Source organism: uncultured Bifidobacterium sp. (assembly GCF_963540075.1).
Lineage (GTDB): Bacteria > Actinomycetota > Actinomycetes > Actinomycetales > Bifidobacteriaceae > Bifidobacterium.
In genome coordinates, this window is the sequence record NZ_CAUTOG010000006.1 from 24,589 (window position 1) to 50,438 (window position 25,850).

The window sequence follows — 25,850 nt, forward strand, 5'->3', positions numbered from 1 at the left end:
GAGGCGGAACGCCCATGACGTTCGAGGTCTATATACACGTCCCGTTCTGCCTCCGGCGCTGCGGCTACTGCGACTTCAACACCTACACGGCCGTCGACCTCGGGGGAGGGGCCAGCCGGGGGAACTACGCGCGCATGGCGATCGCCGAGATGCGTCTGGCTCGGCGCTGGCAGCTCGACCAGGGCATCGTGGAGCCCGCGGCCTCCACCGTGTTCTTCGGAGGAGGCACCCCGACCGTCCTGCCGGCCCGAGACCTCGTGGCGATGCTGGACGCCGTGCGGGACATCTGGGGGATCGAGGACGGGGCGGAGATCACCACGGAGGCGAATCCGGACACCGTGGACGAAGCCTCCATCCGTGAGCTCGCCGACGGAGGCTTCACGCGCATCTCCTTCGGCATGCAGTCCGCGGTCCCCTCCGTGCTCCGCGTCCTCGACCGCACGCATACGCCGGCCAACGTCGAGGCGGGCGTTCACGCGGCCGACGCCTGCGGTCTGCGCAGCAGCGTGGACCTCATCTACGGCGCTCCCGGGGAGTCCATGGAGGACTGGCGCACCTCGGTGAGGGCGGCCCTGGACCTCGGCGTCAGCCATGTCTCGGCGTACGCGCTCACCGTGGAGCCGACCACGACGATGGGCCGGCGCATCGCCGCGGGACGACTGGCGTCTCCGGATGACGACGACGAGGCCGCCAAGTACGAGGCCGTGGACGATATGCTGTCGGCCGCCGGGCTGCACTGGTACGAGATCTCCAACTGGGCGCGGCCCGGCTACGAGTCGCGGCACAACCTCGGCTACTGGCGCAACGCCGACTGGGCGGGGATCGGACCCGGCGCGCATTCGCATTATGGACGTCCCGGGGACGGCCTCAGGGCCTGGGACATCGCCCATCCCCGTCAGTGGGGACTGAGCGTCTCGGCCGGGCGGATCCCCTGGAACGGGAGCGAACGGCTGGGAGCGAGCGAGATCCTCGAGGAGACGGTGATGCTCGGCATCCGTCTGAGCGAAGGCCTCGGCCTGGCGCGCGTGGCGGCGCTGGCCGGCCATGGCGTGCCTTCGATGACGCTGTCCAGACTCGCCGACGAGGGGCTCGCGCAGGTCCTCGGCGACCGTCTCATCCCCACCCGGCGGGGCCGGCTGCTCAACGACGCGATTGCGCAGGAGATACTCGACGCGCTGGATTCGGGCACGGCGACGGCCGGCACGACGGAGAACACGGTAACGGCCCCTGTTCCCGCCGGGCAGAAGGACCCCGCCGCGGATCCGGAGGAGGCCATCACGTCGCAGCCACGCTGGAGACGGACCGCGACGACGGCGTCCGGGGACCCGCGGCGGAACGCGGTCTGAGCCACGAGGATCCGGCCGCATCCGCCGTTCGCCCTCGGAGAACCTGCCATCCCTCACGTACGGCATATGGACACGGAACCCGACGAAGACCCCCCCGGGCGGTATCGTGTGAAGGCACGGTATGGCACAGTGCTGGTGACGGGACGCATCCCGTCTGGAATGAGGTGATCCCGGTGACGTTGTCAGCTCCCCTTGACCTGACGGTCCATCGCGCCGAAGGGTTGTACGACCCCGCGCAGGAGCACGACTCCTGCGGCGTCGGCATGGTGACGACCCTCAACCGCAAGCCGGAGCGGGCCATCATCGACTCCGCCATCGAGGTCCTCGTCAACCTCAACCATCGCGGTGCCGTGGGCGCTGAGGAGAACACGGGCGACGGCGCCGGAATCCTCGTGGCCATGCCCGACGCGTTCATGAGGGCCACCATCGACGCCGATCTGCCCGATGCCGGACACTACGCCGCCGGCATCGCCTTCCTCGACCGCGACATCGCGACCGCGGGGCGCCAGCAGCAGGAGATCGGCCGCATCGCCTCCGAGGAGGATCTTGACGTCCTTGCCTGGCGCGACGTGCCGACCAACCCCTCGGGGCTTGGCCTGCAGGCTCTGGCGACCATGCCCTCCTTCCGCACCCTCGTCCTGGCCGCGCCGGACCGGTCCCTGTCGGGAATCGACCTCGACCGCCGCGTCTTCCGCCTGCGCAAGCGGGCCGAGCACGAGGTCGGCGTGTACTTCGCCTCGCTGTCGGCCCGTACCATCACGTACAAGGGCATGCTCACCACCATGCAGCTCACGCCCTTCTTCCCCGACCTCGAGGATTCGCGCATGGCGACGACCATCGCCGTGGTCCACTCGCGCTTCTCGACGAACACCTTCCCCAGCTGGCCGCTGGCCCAGCCCTTCCGCCTCATCGCCCACAACGGCGAGATCAACACCATCCAGGGCAACCGCAACTGGCTGTCCGCGCGCGAGGGACGTCTGAGCTCGAAGCTGCTCGGCGAGTTCACCCCCCTGCTTCCCATCGCCACGGCGGGATACTCGGATTCGGGAACCTTCGACGAATGCCTCGAGCTTCTGCACCTCGCGGGGCGCAGCCTGCCGCATGCGATCTCGATGATGATCCCGCCGGCCTGGGAGAAGGACAGGGACCTCGACCCCGACGTGCGGGCCTTCTACGAGTACAACAACACCCTCATCGAGCCATGGGACGGGCCTGCGGACATCGTCTTCACCGACGGCACCCAGGTGGGCGCCGTGCTCGACCGCAACGGATTCCGCCCCGGACGCTGGCAGATCACCGATGACGGCCATGTCGTCCTCGCCTCGGAGGCCGGCGTGCTTCCCGAGACCAGGCAGGACCGCATCGTCGCCAAGGGACGCCTGGAGCCTGGTCGCATGTTCCTCGTGGACGTGTCCGAGGGCCGCATCATCCCCGACGAGGAGATCAAGCGCGCCCTGGCCTCCCAGCATCCGTACCGGCAGTGGGTCGAGGGCAACTCGGTGGAGATGAGCCAGCTACCGGCCCGCGAGCATGTGCGCCATTCCGGCCAGTCCGTGCAGCGCCGTCAGAGGGCCTTCGGATACACCGAGGAGGACCTCAAGATGCTGCTGACGCCGATGGCGAACACCGGCCGCGAGCCTTTGGGGTCCATGGGCAACGACACTCCCATCGCGGTCCTCTCCAGCCGCAGCCGCATGCTTTTCGACTACTTCACCCAGAAGTTCGCGCAGGTCACCAACCCTCCGCTCGACTGGGAGCGCGAGGAGATCGTCACCTGCCTCGAATCGGCCATCGGCCCCGAACCGAACCTTCTCGAGGACCTTGAGCAGCACGCGAAGAAGATCCTCATCCCGCTGCCCGTCATCGACTCCGACGAGATGGCCCAGCTCAAGCGGCTTGACCGCGCGAAGATCCTTGGCGGCTACTACCGACCGCACATCGTCCGGGGCCTGTACCAGGTCGCCGGAGGCGGCAAGGCGCTCGAGGCACGGCTCGAGGAGATCTTCGCCGAGGTCGACCAGGCCATCGAGCAGGGCAGCAACTTCATCGTGCTTTCCGACCGCGAGTCCAACCACACCTGGGGCCCCATCCCCTCGCTGCTCCTGACCAGCGCCGTCCAGCATCATCTGCTCCGCCGGCATACGCGCACGCAGGTGTCCCTGGCCGTCGAGGCCGGCGACGTGCGGGAGATCCACCACGTCGCGCTGCTCATCGCCTACGGCGCCGCCTGCGTCAACCCCTATCTGGCCTTCGAATCCGTCGAGGACCTCGCGGCCAAGGGGTATCTCGGCGTGGACGCCCCGACCGCCGTGCGCAACCTCATGAAGGCGCTGTCGACCGGCGTGCTCAAGATCATGAGCAAGATGGGCGTCTCGACGATCATGAGCTACCGCGGGGCTCAGCTTTTCGAAGCCGTGGGCCTGAACAAGGACGTCATCGACCGGTACTTCACGGGCACGACCTCCCGCGTCGGCGGCGCCGGACTCGACGAGATCGCCGAGGAGGTCGCCATCCGTCACCGCGTGGCCTATCCGAATCAGTGGACCGCCACGCCGCACCGCAACCTTCGCACGGGCGGCGACTACAAGTGGCGCCGGACCGGCGAGGACCATCTCAACGACCCCGATGCCATCTTCCTGCTCCAGCAGTCGACCCAGCGCAACGACTACTCGATGTTCAAGAGGTACTCGGCTCATATCAACGACACCTCGAACAGGCTGATGACCCTTCGTGGGCTTATGTCGCTCCGCTCCACCCGCAGGCCCATCGACATCTCCGAGGTCGAGCCGGCGAGCGAGATCGTCAAGCGCTTCTCCACCGGGGCGATGAGCTACGGCTCGATCTCCCAGGAGGCGCATGAGACCCTCGCCATCGCCATGAACTCCATCGGCGCCCGGTCGAATTCAGGTGAGGGCGGCGAGTCCGACGACCGCATCGAGGACCCGCGCCGGTCCAGCCGCATCAAGCAGATCGCCTCGGCGCGCTTCGGCGTCACCAGCGACTATCTCGTGCACGCCACGGACCTGCAGATCAAGCTCGCCCAGGGCGCCAAGCCCGGCGAGGGCGGGCATCTGCCCGGGGCCAAGGTGCCGCCGTGGATCGCCACGGTGCGCCATGCAACCCCCGGCGTCGAGCTCATCTCCCCGCCGCCGCACCACGACATCTACTCCATCGAGGACCTCAAACAGCTCATCAACGATGCGAAGATGGCGAATCCGAAGGCGAGGATCCACGTCAAGCTCGTCTCCGAGTTCGGAGTCGGCACCATCGCGGCCGGCGTGGCCAAATGCCACGCCGACGTCGTGCTCATCTCCGGACATGACGGCGGCACCGGCGCGGCTCCGCTCAACGCCATCAAGCACGCCGGAACACCCTGGGAGATCGGCCTGTCCGAGACGCAGCAGACCCTCGTGCTCAACGGCCTGCGCTCGCGCATCGTCGTGCAGTGCGACGGCGAGCTCAAGACGGGACGCGACGTGGTCGTCGCCGCGCTGCTCGGCGCCGAGGAGTTCGGCTTCGCCACCGCGGCGCTCATCGTCGAGGGTTGCGTCATGATGCGCGCCTGCCAGAAGAACACCTGCCCGCAGGGCATCGCCACTCAGGACCCCGAGCTTCGAGCCCGCTTCACCGGCAAGCCGGAATACGTGGTGAACTTCTTCATGTTCATCGCCCAGGAGGTCCGCGAGCTGCTCGCCCGGCTCGGCTTCCACACCCTGGAGGAGGCCGTCGGCCACGTCGAATGCCTCAATCAGGACGAGGCCATCAGCCGGTGGAAATCCAATGGCATCGACCTGGGCAACGTGCTCATGCAGGCCGGTCCGACGCCGGGAACCGTGCTGCACCAGACCATCGTTCAGAACCACGAGCTCGAGAAGGCCCTCGACAACAGGCTCATCGCCATCGCCCGGCCCGCCCTCGACCATGGGGAGCCGGTCCGGATCGACATGCCCATCCGCAACGTCAACAGGACGGTGGGCACGATGGTGGGCTACGAGATCACGCGTCGCTACGGAGCCAAGGGACTTCCCGACGACACCATCGACATGACCCTGCGGGGCTCCGGCGGCCAGTCCATCGGCGCCTTCATCCCCAAGGGGGAGACCCTCAGGGTGTATGGCGAGGTCAACGACTACGCCGGCAAGGGCCTGTCCGGCGGACGGCTCATCGTGCGTCCCGACGGGCAGGCGGCCTTCGACCCGCACGCGAACGTCATCGCCGGGAACGTCATCGGCTTCGGGGCGACCTCCGGGGAGATGTTCGTCGCCGGGCGCGCGGGCGAGCGATTCGCCGTCCGCAACGGCGGCGCCGTCTTCGTCGTGGAGGGCGTCGGCGACCATGGATGCGAGTACATGACCGGCGGAACCGTCGTCGTGCTCGGACCCACCGGACGCAACTTCGGGGCGGGCTTCTCCGGCGGGCACGCCTACGTGCTCGACCTCGACATGAGGCGCGTCAACCCCCAGGCCGTCGCGTCGGGAGACCTCCTGTTCCACGGACTCGACGCCGAGGAGTCCGACCTGGTGCGCTCCCTCGTCCGTCGTCATGCCGAGGAGACGGGCTCCGCCTTTGCGCAGGGTCTGCTCGAGGACTGGCAGGCCTCGGCGAAGCGCTTCACCGTCGTGGTCCCGAGGCAGTTCCTCGCCATGTCCGAGGCGATGGAGAACGCCCGCAGGGGACACGTCGACTTCAACGCCCCCGGAGCCTGGGAGCACGTCTACGAGCACGTCATGGAAGGAGCACGCTGACATGGGCGATCCACGTGGATTCCTCAAGGTCCGCACCCGACGGGAGCTTGCCGAGCGCCCCGTCGCGGAGCGCATCAAGGACTGGTTCGACGTCCACGCCGAGGACGGACTGCAACCCTGGACCACCGAGCAGGCGGCCCGATGCATGGACTGCGGCACCCCGTTCTGCATGACGGGATGCCCGCTGGGGAACATCATCCCCGAGTTCAACGACCTCGTCCGCCAGGGCAAGTGGGAGGACGCCTACCACCGCCTGTCCATGACGAACAACTTCCCCGAGGTCACCGGCCGCATCTGCCCCGCCCCGTGCGAGCAGGCCTGCGTGCTGGGCATCCATCAGCCGCCGACGATGATCAAGAACGACGAGCTCACCATCATCGACCAGGCCTGGGATCTCGGCCTGGTCACCCCCATGCCTCCGCAGCGTCTCACCGACATGACGGTCGCGGTCGTCGGCTCGGGCCCCTCCGGGCTGGCCTGCGCGCAGCAGCTCACCCGCGCCGGGCACACGGTGGTCGTCTATGAACGGGATGACGCGATCGGCGGGCTTATGCGCTATGGCATCCCCAACTTCAAGCTCGACAAGAGGATGCTGGACAAGCGCGTCAGACAGATGGAGGCCGAGGGCACCCGCTTCATGACGAGCACGGAGATCGGACGCGACGTCAGCTGGGACGATCTGAGGTCCCGCTACGACGCGGTGGTCGTGGCCGTCGGGTCCACCGTTCCCCGCGACATGTCCATCCCCGGCCGCCAGGTCGAGGGGATCCACTTCGCCATGGAGTTCCTGCCGGATGCCACCCGGCGCGTCTACGGCGTCACGCCCGTGCATGACATCACCGCCAAGGGCAAGCACGTCATCATCATCGGCGGCGGGGACACCGGCTCCGACTGCCTGGGAACCTCGCTGCGCCAGGGAGCCAAGGACGTCACGGTGCTGCAGATCATGCCGAAGGAGCCGGACGCACGGCCCGACGGGCAGCCCTGGCCCACCTATGCGCGTCTCTACCAGAAGACCTCCTCGATGGAGGAGGGCGGCACCTACGTCTACGACACCGACTCCGTCGAGTTCCTTGACGACGAACGCGTGTCCATGGAGAGCTCGACGAAGCCCGAGGGGTTCGTCGCCGACGAGAAGGGCCATGTAACCGGGCTGAAGGTCGTCGACGTCGCCCCCGGCGAGAAGGGTCCCTTCACGCGCCAGGCGGGGACCGAACGGATGCTGCCCGCCGATCTCGTCCTCATCTCCGTCGGCTTCCTGCATCCCGACACCACGACGCTGCTCGACCAGCTGCCCGTGGAGCTCGACGGACGCGGCAACATCTCCCGCGACAAGGACTTCGCCACCAGCCAGGACGGCGTCTTCGTCTGCGGTGACGCGGGCCGCGGCCAGAGCCTCGTGGTGTGGGCCCTGGCCGAGGGACGCAGCTGCGCGGCGGCCGTGGACCACTATCTCACGGGAGCCACCGAACTGCCGGCGCCGATCGCGCCCACGCAGCGTCAGATGACGCTTCCGCGCTGAACGGCGCCACGTCGCTGGAAGTCACAGTCGCTGGAAGTCACATAGGCTTTCCCATGGGGGCGCGTCCGTGCGCCCGTCGAAACGGGTCGGGCGATGAGGCCCGGCGAAGGAGGGATGATGGCCAATCGTGCTGAAAGACGCGCCCAGGCCCGCAGGGCCAGGCGTTCGGGTCCCACGGAGACGACCCGAGGCGGCGTTCCCGTCGCCCGCAGATCCTCGGGACTGAACGAGTACGAGCTGCAGGAGAGATCCCGTCGTCTCGTCGACGAGGATGGCGGCGCCTGGAAACCGTCGGGATCCGTCGAGGCCACGGGCCGGCAGACCACGGGGACCTCGGATGCTGCCCACGGCCTGCGCTGGTGGCTCCGGGTCACGAGCTGGGTGGTGATATGCCTGTCGGCGATCGCGTTCCTCATCGTCATGTGGCTGCCCTCGCATCCTCTGTGGCTGATCGCCACCGTCGCGGCCATCTTCGCCGTCGGCATCCTCAGCCTCTTCTTCGTCGCCGGCAGCCCGGCGTCCAACCCCCGTCTCGACGGGAACGGAACGGCCGTCTGATGGTCGCCGTGTCGAGGGGCGTCGACCCCGGTTCGCCCGCCCTGCGTCTGGCGGACGTCTCCCTGCGGCGTCAGGGGCGCATCATCATCGACCATGTCAACCTGACCGTCGGCCGCGGGGAGAAGTGGATCCTCTTCGGGCCCAACGGCATCGGCAAGTCGAGCCTCGTGAGGATGATGAGCACCCGTGGCCACCCCACCGAAGGGACCGTCGACATCCTCGGCAACCGGCTGGGCAAGGTCAACGTCTTCTCCTATCGCAACCGCATCGGTCTGAGCTCCGCCGAGCTCTCCCGGGCCTTCCCTCCCGAGGAGGATCCCCTCGACGCGGTCGTCACCGCCCTGACGGCGACGACCGGACGCTGGCGCGAGACCTTCACCGACAAGGAGACGGATCGCGCCCGCGCCCTGATGGACGAGTTCGGCGTCGCCTATCTCGAGGGGAAGCGCATGTTCAAGCTCTCCGAGGGAGAGCGGACTCGCGTCCTCATCTGCCGCGCCCTGATGGCCGACCCGGACCTGCTCATCCTCGACGAGCCCACGACGGGACTCGACCTCGGAGGACGGGAGATCGCCCTGCGTTCCCTGAGCCGCATCGGCCGGGAGGACTCCGCACGATCCGTCGTGCTCGTCACCCATCGGCTCGAGGAGATTCCGCAGGGCTTCGACCACGTGGCCATCATGGGGCGGCTCCGTGGCGGCGAGGCCGAAGCCTACCGGCGCAACGTCGCGGGACTCGACCCCGATCCCGGGACCATCATCTACCGCGGCGACCTCGAACACGGGATGACCTCCGAGCGGCTCAGCTCCATCTTCGGTCTCGCCCTCACGGTCACGCATTCACGGGGACGCTGGGCGGCCTATGCCGACTGATGCGTCCACGCCGACCCGGGAGGGTCGCGACCATGCTTCGGAACCGCGCCGGATACGTGGTCCTCTGACGGCCGGGGAGAAGGTCCAGTTCACCGACCGTCGGGGCCGCATGGTCACCGAGCAGCTCGTTCCCGGAGGCGTCACCCAGACCGACCATGGCGTCATCCTCCACGATGACGTCATCGGCAGGCAGCCCGGAACGGTCGTCGTCAGCGTCTCCTCACCCACACGGAGGGGAAGCGGCGACGAGAACGACGCGCCGGATTCGGCGGACGCGGGAAGGACCGACCCCTTCGACGACGGGGGGCCGGACGGCACGCCCGAGGGGACGATGGACGCGCACCGCGGCGGCGCCGGCACGGCGCTTCGCCATGACGCCAAGCCGTGGAAGGCCTCGCGCGCGTCCGGGGGATGGAGCTACGTCGTCATGCGTCCCCGGATGGTCGACTTCGTGCTGTCCATGCCAAGAGGGGCGCAGATCATGTACCCCAAGGACATCGCCCAGACCATTTCGCTGGGGGACGTACGCCGCGGGATGCGGGTGCTCGAGTCCGGGGCCGGATCCGGGGCGATGAGCATCGCCCTGCTCGAGGCCGTGGGACCCGAGGGCGCGCTCACGAGCATCGAGATGAGGCCCGAGTTCGCTCGCGTGGCCCAGGCGAACGCCACCGTCTACTTCGGATCCCGACCCCGATGGTGGAACCTCGTGGCCGACGACTTCGACTCGGCGGCCGCCCGCATGCCCGACGACGCCGTCGACCGCATCGTCCTGGACATGCTGGACCCCTGGAATCGGCTTGACGAGGCATGGAGGGTGCTCGCCCCCGGCGGGGTGCTCGTCGCCTACGTCACCACGACCACGCAGCTGTCCCGGCTCGCCGACGGACTGCGCTCGTCGGGACACTGGACTGAGCCGGACATCGGAGAAAGCCTCGAACGGGGATGGAAGGCCGAGGGGCTGGCCGTTCGCCCGCGGCATGACATGATCGGGCACACCGGCTTCCTCGTGGTGACGCGCGCCATGGCGGAAGGCGCCGAGGCGCCGGCGCGCAGGCGGCGGGCCACGAAGGGCTCGGCCGTCGACATCGACTCCCTTGACGAGGATCAGAGACGCGAAAGGCTTGAGGAGCTCGAGCTGCGGGACATTTCGGACCGCAAGCTGCGCAAGGTGCTTCGCGATCTGGACGCCCAGGTCCGCCGACTGCCATCGAAGGGGGAACCGGCATGAACGAGGGTATGAGATCCCTGGGGAAGAGGGTCGGACGCGCCTCGCACGTCCTCGTCCTCATGCGTCATGCCAAGGCGGAGCCCGTCGAGGATGCGCCGGAGGGTCGCGACATCGAACGGGCGCTCGTCGACAAGGGCAGACGACAGGCGTCGCGCGTCGCCGACGGACTGGAACGTCTTGGTCTGGTCCCTGATCGCATCGTGTGCTCGGGCGCCGTCCGTGCACGACAGACGCTCGACGGGATGCTGCCGACCTTCGGCGATGGACCGGTGGTCGACTATCGGCGCAGCCTGTATGACGGGGGATTCCAGGACATGCTCGACGAGATCGCGCGCACACCGCGCGGCACGCGGACGCTGATGGTGCTTTCGCACGAGCCGACCGTCTCCATGGCCGCGCAGCGTCTGTCGGGGGGCGATTCCGACCCCCACTGCCTGGATCTGGTCGGTCTCGGCATGCCCACGGCCACCGTGGCCGTCCTCGTGGCGGATGCGGAGCTCGCGGACTGGACGCCCGGCTCGGCATCGCTCATAGGCGTGCTCAGGCCCAAGGACATGCGCTAGGGGCCTTCGTCCCTCGGGCGATATAAGCCGAATCTATGGCGACACCCCGGCGTCGTTGATACCCCGGCCGAGGGACCGGCGTCTTGCTACTGTGTACGGCGTCATCACACTGTTGGGAGGGACGAATGCCCGTACTCACGTCGGTTTCCGGCTTTCCGCGCATCGGGCGGAACCGCGAGCTCAAGAAGGCCATCGAAGCCTACTGGAAGGGCTCGGTGGGCCTGGAGGACATGCGGGCCACGGCCCGCGACCTGAGGGCGCGCCACTGGAGGGTCCAGAAGGACCACGGCGTCGACCTCATCCCCAGCAACGACTTCAGCTACTACGACCAGATGCTGGACACCGCCCTGCTTCTCAACGCCGTGCCGCGCCGCTATCGCGACCTCGGTCTCGACGCCCCCGAGGACACCCTCTTCTCGGTGGCCCGCGGCTACCAGGGGGAGCGCGGCGACGTCACCGCCCTTCCGATGAAGAAGTGGTTCACGACGAACTACCACTACATCGTGCCGGAGATCGAGCCCTCCACCGAGATCCGCCTCGCCTCCTCCAAGCCCTTCGACGAGTTCCTCGAGGCCCGCGCGCTGGGCGTCGAGACCAAGCCCGTGCTCATCGGCCCGTACACCTTCCTCAAACTCGCCCGCGACCCCCAGGCCGAACCGCTCGAGCTCGACCGCGGCCTGACGAACGCCGTCGCCGGCGTGTACGCCGCGATCCTCTCCCGCTTCGCGGAGCTGGGCGCCTCCTGGGTGCAGCTCGACGAGCCCTATCTCGCGCTGGACAAGGAGCATGGCGACGAATCGCTGTTCACCTCCCTGTACACGACGATCCTCGCCGCTCGTCGCAACGGCGTGAAGGTTCTGCTCAACACCTATTTCGGCCATGTGGCGGACATCTACGAGAAGATCGCGCTGCTCGGCTTCGACGGCGTCGGCCTCGACCTCGTCGAGGGACGCGAGGAGAACCTCAACGCGGTGGGACGCGTGGGCGTGCCATCCACCACCACGGTCTTCGCGGGGGTGGTCAACGGACGCAACATCTGGCGCAACGACTACGCCACCAGCCTCGGCATCCTCGACGCCCTGCGACAGGTGACCCCGAACGTGGCCGTCTCCACCGCGTCCTCCCTGCTCCATGTGCCGTACACCACCGAGGAGGAGACGAACCTCGGCGCCACGGTCGTGCGTCACTTCGCCTTCGCCGTCGAGAAGCTCGACGAGCTCCATGACGTGGCCTCGCTGGCGGACGCCGACGACGACTCGCGCCGCTCGTCCTCCGTCCTCGCCGCCAACCAGGACCTGTTCGACGGCACCCGCGTGGCGACCGACGAGACCGTCGCCCGGCGTCTCGACGCCCTGACGGACGCCGACTTCGTCCGCGCGCCCGGCCGCGAGGAGCGTCGTCGGCTCCAGCATGAGGAGCTCGGACTCCCCCTGCTGCCCACGACGACGATCGGGTCCTTCCCCCAGACGAAGGAGGTCCGCGCCGAACGCGCCCGTCTGCGCAAGGGGGAGACCGACCAGGCCTCCTACGACGCGTTCATCCGCGGCAAGATCGACGAGGTCATCCGCCGCCAGGAGCGCATCGGCCTGGACGTGCTCGTCCACGGCGAGTTCGAACGCAACGACATGGTCGAGTACTTCGGCCAGAACCTCAACGGCTTCCTCTTCACCCGCAACGCCTGGGTCCAGTCCTACGGCACCCGCTGCGTCAAGCCCCCGATCGTCTGGGGCGACGTCTCCCGCGCCCGGCCGATCACCGTGGAGTGGAGCTCCTACGCCCAGAGCCGCACCAGCCATGTCGTCAAGGGCATGCTCACGGGCCCCGTGACCATCCTCAACTGGTCCTGGCCGCGCGAGGACGTCTCCCACGAGCTGCAGACGAGGCAGCTGGCGCTGGCCATCCGTGACGAGGTGCTCGACCTCGAGAAGGCCGGGATCCGCATCATCCAGATCGACGAGGCCGCCCTGCGGGAGAAGCTGCCCCTGCGCCGCAGCGACTGGCATTCGAAGTACCTCGACTGGGCCATCCCCGCCTTCCGCCTCGTGCATTCGGGCGTCAGACCAACGACCCAGATCCACACCCATATGTGCTATTCGGAATTCAACGACATCATCCGCGACATCGACGCGATGGACGCCGACGTCATATCCTTCGAGGCCTCGCGCGGCGACCTGGTCGTCCTTGACGCCATCCATGACGCCGACTTCCGCACCGAGGTGGGGCCCGGCGTCTACGACATCCATTCGCCGAGGATCCCGGGCGTCGAGGAAATCACCGGCCGCATCCACGAGATCCTCTCGAAGGTCGTCGCCGACCGGGTGTGGATCAACCCCGACTGCGGTCTCAAGACCCGGGGCGACGCCGAGACCTGGCCGAGCCTGGAGAACCTCGTCTCCGCCGCCAGGGCGGTCCGGGCGGAGCTCACCCGCTGATGCATCGTCCGCAGTTCTCTCTCGAGGTCTTTCCTCCGAGGCGCAACGGTCCGGTCGGGACCATCTACGACACGCTGGACGGCCTCGAGGGTCTGGACCCGGACTTCATCTCCGTGACCTACGGGCATGGTTCGCTGGCCGACAGAACGGCCACCGCCCGCATTGCGGCCGCCATCACGCGCGAGTACCGCATCCCGGCGGTCGCGCATCTGACCTCGCTGTACGCCGACGAGGGGATCGTCGACGAGGCCCTGACGATGTTCGACGATGCGGGGGTGTGCGCCGTGCTGGCGCTGCGCGGCGACCCCGTCCCTGGGCGTGAGCCCACGGGACGCTTCCCCCATGCCAGCGACCTGGCGGCCTACATCCGCTCGAGACGTCCCGATCTGCCCATCCTCGGCGCCTGCTATCCGGAGGGGCATCCGGACTCCCCGGACCTGTCCGCCGACGTCGACAACATCGTGCGCAAGGTCGACGCCGGGGTGGGGCATCTCATCTCCCAGCTCTTCTACGACGACGACGACTTCTACCGCTTTCTGGAGCTGGTGCGCGACCGCGGCGTCGAGGTCCCCATCGAGGCGGGCATCATGCCCATCGTGTCGGCCTCCTCGCTCACCCGCATGTCCGGGCGCTGCGGGTCGCGGATTCCCCCGCGCGTCCAGGCGCTGCTGGAGCGTTGGGGGGACGATCCCGAGGCCCTGCGGGAGGCCGGGATCGTCGACGCCTCCGAGCAGATCGTCGACCTGGTCGCGCACGGGGTCGACGGCATCCACCTCTACACGATGAACCGCCCGGCGACGACGAGACGCATCTGGCGCAATGTCATGCCTCTGTTCGGCACCGCCGCCGACGGGTCCTCGCCCTTCCATCCCTCGGCCGTTCCCGCGTCGGATCCACGGGTGGGGGAAGGCGGGACCGAACCCGCCATGGAACGCCGGCGGCCCCGCAGGTAGTGTGGGACCATGACCGTCTCCTCGACACCGGCATCGGCATCGGCATCGGCTCCATCCTCCGACTCCACGGCGACGGCGGCGGAGATGCGCGCGGAGGGACCGGAATCCCTCCGCGCGCCATCGCTCAGGGATCTCATCCGCGCGGGCCTTGAGGACATCCGCGCGGCGCAGTCGAATCTGAAATTCATCGCCACGTCGCTGGCGGCCGCGAAGCGACCCGGCGATGGAACCGGCGACCGTGAGGATGCCGGCGCCATATCCGCCGCCCTTCTCGGTCTTCTCTCCCATGCGGCCGACCCCGACGCCGCGCTGGCCGGTCTGCGCGCGGTCGTCGAGGGTCTTCCGGCGCTCGTCCCGGACATCGCCGACGAGGTGCGACGCACGGACGTCGGAGCGGATGCGCTGACGAGGGTGCTCGGCGCCAGCGATGCGATGGCCACCATGATGCGCACCCGCCCCCGGCTCGTCCGCGCATGCCTGGAGACGTCCGTCGGCACGGACCTACCGGACCGGGCCACGGTTCGTGCGGCGATGCTCGGGGCCATCGGGGCCGATCCCGAATCCACGCCTCCGGTGGCCGGCGAGCCCCTCACCGACGCCGCTCGGCATCTGCGCGAGGAGTACCACGAGCTTCTCGCCGGCATCATGGTCCGGGACCTTCTGTCGGATGACCCCGAGGCCGTGCAGCCCGACGTGAGCCTCGCCCTGTCCGACCTGGCGGACGCCGCCCTCGAGGGCGCCCTCGCGATCGCCCGTGGGGAGGTCCCCGGCTCCGCCGGCTGCCGGTTCGCGATCATCGGCATGGGCAAGCTCGGGGCACGCGAGCTCAATTACGTCTCCGACGTCGACCTCATCTACGTCGTGGAACCCGTCGGATCCGAGGATGCGCCGGGACTGTCACGCGTCGGGACCCGCATGTCCCTGATCCTGCAGCGCATCTGTCAGTCGGTGATCCCCGGCGTCGCCGAACCGGCCCTCTGGCAGCTCGACGGCGGCCTGCGGCCGGAGGGCAGGGACGGGCCTCTGGTGCGACGCCTCGACTCTCATCTGGACTACTACGCGCGGTGGGCGGAGAACTGGGAGTTCCAGGCCCTGCTCAAGGCGCGGGCGGCGGCCGGCGACCCGGGTCTCGGCGCCGACTACGTGCGCCGCACCCGACCGCTCGTCTGGTCGGCCTCCGCTCGGGAGAACTTCGTCAACGACTGCCAGGCCATGCGTCGCCGTGTGGAGGACCTCATACCCCAGGCCCTCCGGGACCGGGAGGTGAAGCTCGGCCGGGGGGGACTCCGCGACGTCGAGTTCACCGTGCAGATGCTGCAGCTCGTCCACGGGCGCGCGGACGAATCCCTGCGCGTCCCCGGGACGCTTGAGGCCCTGAAGGCGCTGTCGGACGGCGGATACGTGTCCCGCGGGCAGGCGGCGCGTCTTGCCGGCGACTACCGCTTCGAAAGGGTCGTCGAACACCGACAGCAGATGTGGATGCTTCAGCGCACGCATCTGTTTCCCGACCTCGGCGAGGCCAATCGCGGAGGACTCGACAGGACAAGGGACGCCACGGTCGAGGAGCTGGACCGCAACAGGGAGCTTCGCAGGCTCGCCCGCGCCTTCGGGCTGCTGCCGGAGCGTCTCCTGGAGCGGTATGACGACGCCCGCCGAGAGGTGCGCCGGCTGCATATGGAGATCTACTACCGCCCGATGCTGCCCATCAGCGCGCAGGCGGGGGAGGACGCCTTCTCGCTGGACGAGGACGCCGCCCGCGTCAGGCTCGCGTCCGTGGGCTTCGGCGACCCCGACGCCGCCATGCGGCATATGAGGGCCCTGACGGCGGGCGTCTCGAGGGCGGCCAGGATCAACCGCATCCTTCTGCCCGCCGTCCTCCAATGGCTGGGGGAGGGACAGAACCCGGACATGGGTCTGCTCTTCTGGCGGCGTCTCGAGGAGCTCTTCGGCGCGGATAGCGACTATCTGGGCTTCCTGCGGGATTCGCCCTCGGCCGCGCGGCGTCTGTGCCATGTCCTCGCCGATTCGCGCTTCCTTGGCCAGGCGCTGACCAAATCCATCGAATCGGTCACCTGGCTGGGCGATGACGCCCTGCTGCGCCCCCGCACCCGGGAGAGTCTGGACGTGCAGTGCCGCGCCATCCTCGGGCGCTCCGTCGACTCCCTCGCGGACTTCGCCACCAGCCTGCGGGCCATGCGTCGGCAGGAGATCGAACGCATCGGCCTGTCCTGGCTGAGCGGGGTCATGGACGACGACGACTGTCTGGAGACGCTCACCGACGTCACCGACGCCATCGTCGACACGGCGCTCGCGTGGGCCGAGGAGGACTGCGTGCGTCTGGCGATGGGACGGGCCGCGGCGGTGTCGGTGATCGGCATGGGCCGATACGGCGGGCGCGAGCTCAACTTCAGCTCGGACGTCGACGCCATCCTCATCTACCGTCCGGTTCCGGGGCACGGGGATGCCGAGGCGAACTCCTTCGCCCGCGCCGTCGTCGACAGACTGCGGAGCATCCTCCAGGGAGCCGTCAGCCTCGAACCACGCATCGACCTCGACCTCGACCTGCGCCCCGAGGGCCGCAACGGGCCCCTGGTGAGGTCGCTGGACTCCTGCGCCGAGTACTACGCCTCGTGGGCGAGCACCTGGGAGCATCAGGCGCTGATCCGGGCACGTCATGCGGCGGGCGACCGGGAACTGTCCCGGGAGTTCCTCGAACGCATCGCCGACCCCCTCCGCTTCCCGACGACCCCCCTTGACGACGGGCAGATCGGGCAGATCCGCCGGCTCAAGGCACGCATGGAGGGGGAGAGACTGCCGCGAGGCGTGCGGCGCGACCGACATCTCAAACTTGGTCGAGGCGGGCTGTCCGACGTCGAGTGGACGGTGCAGCTGCTTCAGCTCCTCCATGCCGGCGACCTGCCGTCGCTTCGCACCGGATCGACGACGGAGGCCCTTGACGCGCTCGCCGACGCGGACATCATCGAGAGGGGTGACCGCGAGGTGCTGAGAGCCGCATGGCGGACCTGCACGGCGGCCCGCAACGCCAGCTATCTGTGGACCGGCCGCATCCAGCAGGCCGACGTGCTCCCGGACGACCGCTACTCGCTGGCGGGCATCGGGGTGTGTCTCGGATATCCGCCGCACCACGGCCAGACCTTCGACAACGATCTCATGTCGCGGATGCGGCGATCCCGGGAGGTCGTCATGAGGCTGTTCTATGGAGAGGACTCCTGAGGCCCCCGAAACCTCCGAAACTCCCGAGACCTGGGACGAGGGCGCCGGAGGACCGGAAAGGCCGCATTATAAGGCCGGGAAGCGTGGAAAACAAGTCTTGATTTTCGCATGGCCATCACGGATAATCCTCGGCGTGACAAGCGTTACCGGCACCCGGGCGATCGACTGCCCGATGAACTCCGACATGGTCATCACCGAAATCGACCTCGATTCACGTCATGGCTTCCGTCTCGAGGAGCTTGGCCTGCGCCGCGGGACCACCATCCGCGTCGTGCAGCGTTCGGCCTTCGGCGGGCGCGTGCTGGCGCGCGGACCCGAGCGCATCGCCGTGGACGGGGGGACGGCCAGACGCATCCATGTCTCCGCCGAGGCGCCGCAGACGGCCGAGGCGTCGCATCCTCGCATGGGCGGCCGCGCATGAGAAGATCCTGCCCCTTCTGCGACGGGCGCGCGCACGGCGACCGCCGGGACCATGACGGCCCCCATGCTCCCGGACCTGAGGACACGGGAAACGACACCGGTTCCGAGGGGGCCGCCGACTGCGTGGGCGGCCCCCCATGCCATGGGTCGGGATCGGGCGGACGTCTGACGGCCGTCTTCCCCTCCCTCGCGGACGCTCATCACCGGACGCGGACGACGGCCGACCGCCGGGTGGTTCTTGTCGGCAACCCCAACGTCGGCAAGTCCTCGCTGTTCAACGCCATGCTGGGCATGAAGGCGAGGGTGATGAACGCGCCGGGGACGACGGTGCTGCTCGAATACGGCACGCTGCGGCATGGGGACGAGTCCTGGGATGTCGTCGATACGCCGGGGACCTACTCCCTGCTGCCGATGTCCCCCGACGAGGACGTCGCCGCGAAGGCCGCCGAAGGGGCGGTGGACGGTATGGGGCCGGACCTCATCGTCGCCGTGCTCGACGCCAGCGCCATCGGGCGGTCCCTGTACCTTCTGGCCATGCTGCTCGGTCTCGGGGTCCCCGTCGTGGTCGCCCTCACCATGAACGACCTCGCCGCCCGCAACGGCCTGCGGGTCGATCCCACGGCGCTGTCCACGCATCTGGGCGGAGCGGCCGTCGTCGAGGTGGACGGCCGCACGGGACGGGGGGTCGCCGCTCTGGAAGGCGCCATCGCCGGGGGATTCGCAGGCGCCCCCGTCCCCGCGGGGATTCCCGTGCGACGGGCGGGGGAGGACCTTCAGGACTGGGTGAGGCGCGAGGCCGACGCCCGCTTCGACTGGTCCGCGCGCACCCTGTCCTCGCTGGGACTGACCACCACCCCCCGCGTCACCGTCTCCGACCGGATCGACAGGGTGCTGCTCAACCCCTGGCTGGGCATCCCCGTCTTCCTCGGCGTGATGTACCTCGTCTTCGAGGCGACGACGACGCTGGCGGGACCGCTGCAGGACTGGATCGACGCGACCCTGCGGGCCTGGTGCACCCGCGGCCTCGACGCCCTGTTCGGACTCTTCGGGTCCGGCGCGCTGGACGGCTGGCTTCACGGTCTTGTCGTCGACGGGCTTCTCGACGGCGCGATCACGGTGGCGACCTTCATCCCGCCCATGGGCATCATGTTCCTTCTGCTGTCGCTGCTGGAGGACTGCGGGTACCTCGCCCGCGCGGCCTTCGTCATGGACCGGGCCATGCGCGCCCTGGGGCTTGACGGCCGCGCCTTCCTGCCCATCGTCGTGGGCTTCGGATGCAATCTGCCCGCACTCGCCGCGACCCGCTCCCTGACCGATTCACGGCAACGCGTGCTGGTGGGCATGCTCATCCCCTTCGCGTCCTGCTCGGCGAGGCTGTCCGTCTACCTCGTCCTCGCCTACGCCTTCTTCCGCGACCAGGCGGGGCTGGTCATCTTCCTCATGTACGTCACGTCCGTGCTCGTCATCCTCGGCGTGGGGGTGCTCCTGCGGCGCACCGCGTTCCATGGCCTGCGTCCGGAGCCGTTCGCCATGAGCCTGCCTCACTACCAGCTCCCGAAGGCCGTGGCCACCGGTCGTTCCGTGGTCTCCCGCCTCTGGGGGTTCCTGCGCGGCGCGAGCGCCATCATCATCACCGTGATCGCGGTCATGTGGGTGCTGCAGGGCATCCCGGCCGCCGGCGACGCGGGCTCCTTCGGACATGTCGAGGACGTGCACGACTCGCTGTACGGCGTCATCGCCGACGCCGTGGCCCCGGTCTTCTCGCCCGCCGGCTTCGACGACTGGCATGCCTCCGCCGCCCTTCTCACCGGCTTCGTGGCCAAGGAGGTCGTCGTGGGGTCCATGTCCCAGTCCTACGACGTGACGGGATCCTCGGCCGGGTCCGCGACCGACGAGGGCGGCGGAGGCCTGGGCGCGGCGCTGAGGGAGTCCTTCGACGCGTCCTCCGACGGGCATGGCCGCGCCGCCGCCGTCGCCTTCCTGCTTTTCGTGCTCGCCTACACCCCCTGTCTGGCGACGGTGGCCGAGCTCAGACGACAGTTCGGGACGACGGTGATGGCCTCCACCGTGGCGACGGGGCTGGTGGTGGCGTACGTCCTGGCCGTGGCGGCCTTCCAGCTGCTGCGTCTGGTGATGTGAGGCCCGCATGACGTCAGGGCGTTCGGAAACGGCGCGGGACGGCGCGTCTGCGTCCGATCCCGGGTCGGCGCAGGATTCCATGGGTCCCGACGATTCGCCGACGCTCCGGGATCCCCCGACGGCGCGGGCGGGCATGGCCCCGGCGGCCGACGCGGTTTCGGCGGTCCCGGACGACAGGAACCCCCATGCGCGCGCGTTCCGACGCACGACGCGTGCGGCCGCAGCGACGACGATCAGGACGCGGACGCACGCATCGGGCGGAGGGACCGGGACCGGCCGCGTCTCGCGTGACGAGGCCGCGATCGGAGGGGCCGACGGGTCCGGAGAGGACCGCGCCGGACATCTCGTCGACCGGGTCGTCGCCCTCATGTCCCTGGGACTGGACGTGGAGGACTGCTCGCGCCGTCTGGGCATGCCGGCGGACCTCATCGACCTGGCCGCCCGTCATGCCCGGGCCGAGGGGCGTCTTCCCGCCCCGCCGACGACGCTTCCCTGCGGGCCCGGCTCCTGCCGTCCGGACCCCTCGTCGCTGCTGTGCGCGGGCTGCCCGCTCGCGCCGTCCTCCGACCGCGGCGTCCTGGCGGCGACGGCAGGAGGGGCCCTGCGGAGGATGCGCATCGAGGCGTCCCGTCTCATGCGCGGACGCGGCGCGTAGGCGGCCTTACCGCGAATCGTCGGCCGGCCTCCCTTCTGCGGCGCCGCAGAAGGGAGGCCGCAGGGACGTCACGACCTTGTCATCGAGACGGCCTAGAGTGACGTAGGTCGCCACCCGACGGCCACCTGACGAGAAAGGTGCGCAAGTGTCCGCTGAATTCGCGAGCGCCCCGGAAGCGGCGACGACGTCCCCCGAGACCTCCATGGTCGGGCGGAGCGTGGTCACGCTCGACGACCTGTCCACCGCCCAGATCCTCGGCCTGCTCGACAAGGCCCGCTACATCGACGGCCATCGACGCGAGGTGGCCCACACCTGCGACGGCAGGGTGCTGGCCACGCTGTTCTACGAGCCAAGCACCCGCACGCGGCTGAGCTTCGAGACGGCCATGCTCCGCCTCGGCGGCAAGGTCATCGGGTTCGCCGGCGCGCAACTGTCCTCCGCCTCGAAGGGCGAGTCCATCAGCGACACCCTCAAAACGGTCTCCAACTACGTCGACGTCGTGGCCATGCGACATCCGAAGGAGGGCGCCGCTCTCGTGGCCAGCCAGGCCGCCTCGGTGCCGGTCATCAACGCCGGCGACGGCGGCCATATGCACCCCACGCAGACCCTGGCCGACCTCGCCACGCTGCGCTCGCGCTTCGGCCGCATCACCGGCCTCACCATCGGGCTGTGCGGCGACCTCACCTTCGGTCGCACGGTCCACTCGCTCATCGAGACGCTGTGCCGCTTCGGGAACGTGCGCTTCGTGCTCATCAGCCCCGAGGAGCTCACCTGCCCGCAGTACGTCCTCGACCGCATCGCGGCGACGCCCTCCTGCTCCTACGTGGAGACGCGCGACCTCGCCGGGGCGATCGGCGGCCTCGACGCGCTGTACATGACCCGCGTCCAGAAGGAGCGCTTCTTCAACGAGGACGACTACGTGCGCCTGCGCGACACGTACATCCTCGACGAGGCCAAGATGGCCCTCGCCAAGGCCGATATGGCCGTGCTGCATCCGCTTCCGCGCGTCAACGAGATCGCCGTGGAGGTCGACGACGACCCTCGTGCCGCCTATTTCGAGCAGGTCCGAAACGGGATGCTCATGCGCATGGCCCTGGAAAGCTCCGTGGTGGGCGACGCGCTTCCCGGGTATGAACCGAACGAGCCCAGAAAGGTGCGCGTCTGATGGAGGTCACCAGCATCCAGGATGGCATCATCATCGATCATGTGCCCGCAGGCAAGGCCCTGATGGTCCTCAGGTATCTGCACATCAACCCGGCCGCGACAAGGCTCGCGCTGATCATGAACGCGTCGAGCCATCGCTACGGGACGAAGGACATCATCAAGCTCGAGGACGTCACCGACGTCGACCTTGACGTGCTGGGCTTCGTGGCCCGGCAGGCGACGGTGGACGTCGTGCGCGGAGGGGCCATCATCGCGAAGTCGAGCCCGACTCCGCCCGAGCATCTCGTCGACGTCATCACCTGCGCGAATCCCCGCTGCGTGACCACCACCGAACGCGGCATCCATCAGCGCTTCCATCTCGCCCATTCGAAACGCCAGGAGTATCGCTGCGACTACTGCGACGAGGAGGCGAAGCTCCAGTAATGCCCCTCACCCTCCACGACATCAGCGTCTGGGACACCGGCGAGCGCATCGACCTCGTCATACCCTCGGTCGACGCCGCGCGGGCCTTCGGCACCGGCGTCCCCTTCGGCGCCTCGGAGGATCGACGCTCCCTGGACGGGCGCGGAGGGACGCCGGACGTCCACGTCGAGGCCTCCGGGCTGACGCTCGCCCCCGGTCTGACCGACCCCCATGTGCATTTCCGTGATCCCGGACAGACCGCGAAGGAGACCATGGCCACGGGATCGCGATCGGCCGCCGCAGCGGGCTTCACCAGGGTCCTCGTCATGCCCAACACCGTCCCGGCCGCCGATGGCGGGGCGGTGGACGATTCCACGCCGGGAGGACGCCAGGTCCTCGAATCCGGCCGCCGCAGCGTCCTCGACTACCTCGCCCATTACGAGGACGACCACGGCGCCCTTCCGGTGCGCTACGACCTGTGCGTCGCCGCCACCGTGGGACGGGCGGGGGGTCGCGCCTCCGACCCTGATCTGTGGGGGGAGAGGCTGCCCGGTCATGCCGAGGCCGGAAGGCATCCCGTCAGGGCCATCAGCGACGACGGGTCCGCCGTCCCCGACGCCGTACTCGGGGACGTGCTCCGAAACGCCGGACGTGCGGGGATCCCCGTCGTCGACCACTGCGAGCATCACGACTCCGGGGTCATGGGCCAGGGGCCCACCAGCCGTCGTCTGGGCGTCGAGGGCATCGACTCCGCCACCGAGACCCGCATCGTGCGGCGCGACGTCGAGGCGGCGAGGCGCAGCGGCGTGCATGTGCATCTCCAGCATCTCAGCTGCGCCGCCTCGGTCGACCTCGTCCGACGGGCCAAGCGGGACGGCGTCCCGGTCACCTGCGAAACGGCCCCGCACTATCTGGCGCTATGCGACGAGGACGTGGCGCGCTACGGGGCGCTGGCCAGGATGAACCCGCCGCTGAGGTCCGCTCGGGACCGTCAGGCCGTCATCGCCGGCGTCGCCGACGGCACGATCGACATGCTCGCCACCGACCACGCCCCCCACACCGCCGAGGAGAAGTCCCGCGGGCTCTCGGCCGCGCCCAACGGCGTCATCGGTCTGGAGACCGCCTACGGGGTGTGCAGGCGCGTTCTGGTCGAAGGCGGATACATCGACGACCGCCGCCTCATCGAGCTTATGTCCCTGGCGCCCAACCGGCTTCTCGGACACGCCTCGACGGATGTGGCGGCGCTGCTCGCCACGGGCGCCAGATGCGCGACCCATCGCGTCCTCGATCTGGCCCATGTCGAGAATCCCGAGGACGTGGACCTCGTCGTGCTTGACACCCATGCCGTCTGGACCGTGGACCCCGAGACCTTCGCATCGAAGGCGCGCAACACCCCTTTCGCGGGATGGTCCCTGACGGGACGCCCGCTGGCCACCATCATCGGATCGCGGCTGGTGTTCAGCCGCCTGGACGCCGCCCCCCGGCGGTAGACGCGGAAGGACCGGCATGGACCGTCTCATCGAGGCCATCGAACGTACGGGGAACCCCAGCGTCGTGGGGCTTGATCCCACCGACGCGGTCGTCCCGACGGCCATCGCGGCCGGACTTGAGAGAGAGGTCAGGGACTCCGTCGAGGCCGAGGAGCTTCCGGCGTCGCTGAGGGCGGTGGCATATCTCGAGTTCTGCCGCGCGATCATCGACGCGGTGGCGGACGTGGTGCCGGCCGTCAAGCCGCAGATCGCCATGTTCGAGGCCCTCGGCCCTGCCGGACTCGACTCCTACGCCCTGACGTGCGCCCATGCGCGCGAACGGGGGCTGTACGTCATCGGCGACGTCAAGCGCGGCGACATCGGCTCGACGGCGACGGCCTACGCCCGGCATCTGACGGGCGTGCCCGTCGCCGATCCCGCCGGGACGCCAGGCGGTCACGCTGCGGCCCCGGAGGGTTCAGGCATGGGGCGAGCCCCGTCGCATGAGGGTTCGACGGACGCCGTCGAGCCGACCCATGCCGTCGACGTATGGGGAGAGGATGCAATCACCGTCAACCCCTACCTCGGCTCGGACGGCGTGACGCCCTTCGTCCGGGCCGCCGAGACCACCGACAAGGACCTTTTCGTCCTGGTCCGCACGTCGAACCCCTCCAGCGCCGAGATCCAGGAATGCGAGCTCGCCGACGGACGCCCGCTCTACGAACGGGTGGCGGACCTCGTCGGCGAATGGGGATCCGGAAGCATCGGCCGCCATGGGTACTCTCGCGTCGGCGCGGTCGTGGGGGCCACCCAGGCCGACCAGGGCGCCCTCTTGCGGCGGCGCATGCCCCACGCCTTCTTCCTCGTGCCCGGCTACGGGGCTCAGGGAGGCACGGCCCGCGACATCGCCCGGATGGCGGATCCGCGGGGCTCCGGCATCCTCGTCAACTCCTCGAGGGGCATCATCGGCGCCTGGAGAGGGTCGGGGGAGGAGCGTCCCGGAATGCCGCTCGACGCCGCCCTCGACATGGTGGCGCGCCATGCGCGCAGAGCAGCGATCGCCATGCGCGAGGACATCCGCACGGCTTTGAAGGATCGTGGGCGACCGTCCGCCCCGGGACGGCGATAGCGACGTGGCCTCGTCCGTCAGAGGGCCTTCGGAGGCGGTCGGGAACGGGAGGCGGACACGCGGCCGGCTTCGGCAGAACGAATCCGACACATGGATGTGAGAGAACGGGGAGGCTGCGCGCCATCATGGCGTGCGCACGACATGATGGCGTCATCCTGACGCCCCAACGCCCGACGAGGAGGAGCTCGAGGATGCCCACGGTCACGACGGACACGGCGAGGACGGATATGCGGCCCACGGTCGCATCGACGGATGCGGGAGCGGCGCGTACGGCGACGCATAGACGCGAGGATGCCGTCTTCAGCCGGACCTTGGACGCCGACGTGGTCGTAGGCCGTGCATGCGACGCAGGACGTTTCCCCGGACGTCGGCGCGTGGAGGTCAGGGCGAACGACCGTCTCGCCGCGGGCGTGCACCGCCTGGTCCTGCGCGACCCCTACATCGCCCGACATGCGGGCCCCGCCCAGTTCATCGACCTCTATTCCGCGAACCCCCTGCGCCTCATGCCCCGACCGTTCGGGGTGTGCGAGGTCTCCGGGGACGAGGTGAGCATCGTCTTCGCCGTGGTGGGCACGGGCACCGAGGAGTTCTCCCGTCTGTCGCCCGGTGACGGCGTCGACGCGCTGGGTCCTCTGGGACGGCCCTACGACCTGACCAGGCCGGCGAACTACGTCCTCGTCGGCGGGGGTCTCGGCGTGCCTCCGCTCATCAGCGCCGCGCAGAGCCTGTCGACCCGCGATGACTGCCGCGTCACGGCGCTGTTCGGCTATCGGGACGCGCGCTTCGCCGACGGCATCGTCCGCCCCTACGCCGACAGGCTCGAAAGCATCGTCAACGCCGAGGGGAACGTCATCGACCTGCTGGATCGCCTCGAGGAGGAGCTGCTCGGATCGCGGCTTCCCCCCGTCATCCTCTCCTGCGGTCCCGCGCCGATGATGAAGGCCGTGGCGGACTGGGCCTCGACGCGTGGCGTGCCCTGCCAGTTCAGTCTCGAGCAGCGCATGGGATGCGGCTACGGC

Annotated in this window: 17 protein-coding genes and 1 pseudogene; all 18 read left to right on the forward strand. The window is 69.2% G+C overall.

From position 1 onward, the window contains the following. The first annotated feature begins 14 nt into the window (after positions 1-14). Positions 15-1,346 (forward strand): radical SAM family heme chaperone HemW, encoded by a 1,332-nt coding sequence (gene hemW / locus RWX87_RS01780; protein WP_314686240.1) that lies wholly within the window; start codon positions 15-17, stop codon positions 1,344-1,346. A gap of 173 nt (positions 1,347-1,519) precedes the next feature. Further along, positions 1,520-6,091, forward strand: a complete 4,572-nt coding sequence (gltB, locus tag RWX87_RS01785) for a glutamate synthase large subunit (protein ID WP_314686242.1) — start codon at positions 1,520-1,522, stop codon at positions 6,089-6,091. Between the two features lies 1 nt (position 6,092). Next, entirely contained in the window at positions 6,093-7,613 is a 1,521-nt protein-coding gene (locus RWX87_RS01790; protein WP_314686248.1) for a glutamate synthase subunit beta, read from the forward strand. A 117-nt stretch (positions 7,614-7,730) separates the two neighbouring features. Further along, a complete protein-coding gene (locus tag RWX87_RS01795; RefSeq protein WP_314686249.1) occupies positions 7,731-8,171 on the forward strand; it encodes a tripartite tricarboxylate transporter TctB family protein in 441 nt (146 codons plus the stop codon). Next, the gene (locus tag RWX87_RS01800; RefSeq protein WP_314686252.1) at positions 8,171-9,043 is read left to right on the forward strand and encodes an ATP-binding cassette domain-containing protein; all 873 of its coding nucleotides are present in this window, start codon (positions 8,171-8,173) and stop codon (positions 9,041-9,043) included. Before RWX87_RS01795 ends, RWX87_RS01800 begins: the two co-directional genes overlap by 1 nt. 109 nt (positions 9,044-9,152) lie before the next feature. Beyond that, positions 9,153-10,271, forward strand: a complete 1,119-nt coding sequence (locus RWX87_RS01805; protein WP_399552268.1) for a tRNA (adenine-N1)-methyltransferase — start codon at positions 9,153-9,155, stop codon at positions 10,269-10,271. Then, complete coding sequence (locus RWX87_RS01810; protein ID WP_314686256.1) at positions 10,268-10,834, forward strand: histidine phosphatase family protein; 567 nt, start codon at positions 10,268-10,270, stop codon at positions 10,832-10,834. The genes RWX87_RS01805 and RWX87_RS01810 overlap by 4 nt, the downstream gene beginning before the upstream one ends. 125 nt (positions 10,835-10,959) lie before the next feature. Beyond that, the gene (metE, locus tag RWX87_RS01815; RefSeq protein ID WP_314686258.1) at positions 10,960-13,266 is read left to right on the forward strand and encodes a 5-methyltetrahydropteroyltriglutamate--homocysteine S-methyltransferase; all 2,307 of its coding nucleotides are present in this window, start codon (positions 10,960-10,962) and stop codon (positions 13,264-13,266) included. Next, positions 13,266-14,102 (forward strand): annotated as a pseudogene (locus RWX87_RS01820) (methylenetetrahydrofolate reductase); the annotation flags it as partial. The gene metE and the pseudogene RWX87_RS01820, both read left to right, overlap by 1 nt. Positions 14,103-14,303: 201 nt before the next feature. Further along, positions 14,304-17,453 carry a bifunctional [glutamine synthetase] adenylyltransferase/[glutamine synthetase]-adenylyl-L-tyrosine phosphorylase gene (locus tag RWX87_RS01825; protein ID WP_314686289.1) on the forward strand — a complete coding sequence of 1,050 codons (3,150 nt, stop codon included), beginning with the start codon at positions 14,304-14,306 and terminating at the stop codon, positions 17,451-17,453. 133 nt (positions 17,454-17,586) lie between these two features. Continuing rightward, the gene (locus tag RWX87_RS01830) at positions 17,587-17,874 is read left to right on the forward strand and encodes a FeoA family protein (RefSeq protein WP_314686260.1); all 288 of its coding nucleotides are present in this window, start codon (positions 17,587-17,589) and stop codon (positions 17,872-17,874) included. Further along, entirely contained in the window at positions 17,871-20,012 is a 2,142-nt protein-coding gene (gene feoB, locus RWX87_RS01835; RefSeq protein WP_314686262.1) for a ferrous iron transport protein B, read from the forward strand. Before RWX87_RS01830 ends, feoB begins: the two co-directional genes overlap by 4 nt. Before the next feature lie 79 nt (positions 20,013-20,091). After that, on the forward strand, positions 20,092-20,667 hold the full coding sequence (locus RWX87_RS01840; protein ID WP_314686264.1) for a hypothetical protein: 576 nt from the start codon (positions 20,092-20,094) through the stop codon (positions 20,665-20,667). Positions 20,668-20,869: 202 nt separating this feature from the next. After that, positions 20,870-21,832, forward strand: coding sequence for an aspartate carbamoyltransferase (gene pyrB / locus RWX87_RS01845; RefSeq protein ID WP_314686291.1), 963 nt, complete (start codon positions 20,870-20,872; stop codon positions 21,830-21,832). Beyond that, entirely contained in the window at positions 21,832-22,254 is a 423-nt protein-coding gene (locus RWX87_RS01850; protein ID WP_314686268.1) for an aspartate carbamoyltransferase regulatory subunit, read from the forward strand. Before pyrB ends, RWX87_RS01850 begins: the two co-directional genes overlap by 1 nt. Next, the gene (locus tag RWX87_RS01855; RefSeq protein WP_314686271.1) at positions 22,254-23,723 is read left to right on the forward strand and encodes a dihydroorotase; all 1,470 of its coding nucleotides are present in this window, start codon (positions 22,254-22,256) and stop codon (positions 23,721-23,723) included. The genes RWX87_RS01850 and RWX87_RS01855 overlap by 1 nt, the downstream gene beginning before the upstream one ends. 16 nt (positions 23,724-23,739) lie before the next feature. After that, a complete protein-coding gene (gene pyrF / locus RWX87_RS01860; RefSeq protein WP_314686273.1) occupies positions 23,740-24,831 on the forward strand; it encodes an orotidine-5'-phosphate decarboxylase in 1,092 nt (363 codons plus the stop codon). Positions 24,832-25,022: 191 nt separating this feature from the next. Then, on the forward strand, positions 25,023-25,850 hold an 828-nt coding region (locus RWX87_RS01865), incomplete at its 3' end, for a hypothetical protein (RefSeq protein WP_314686275.1).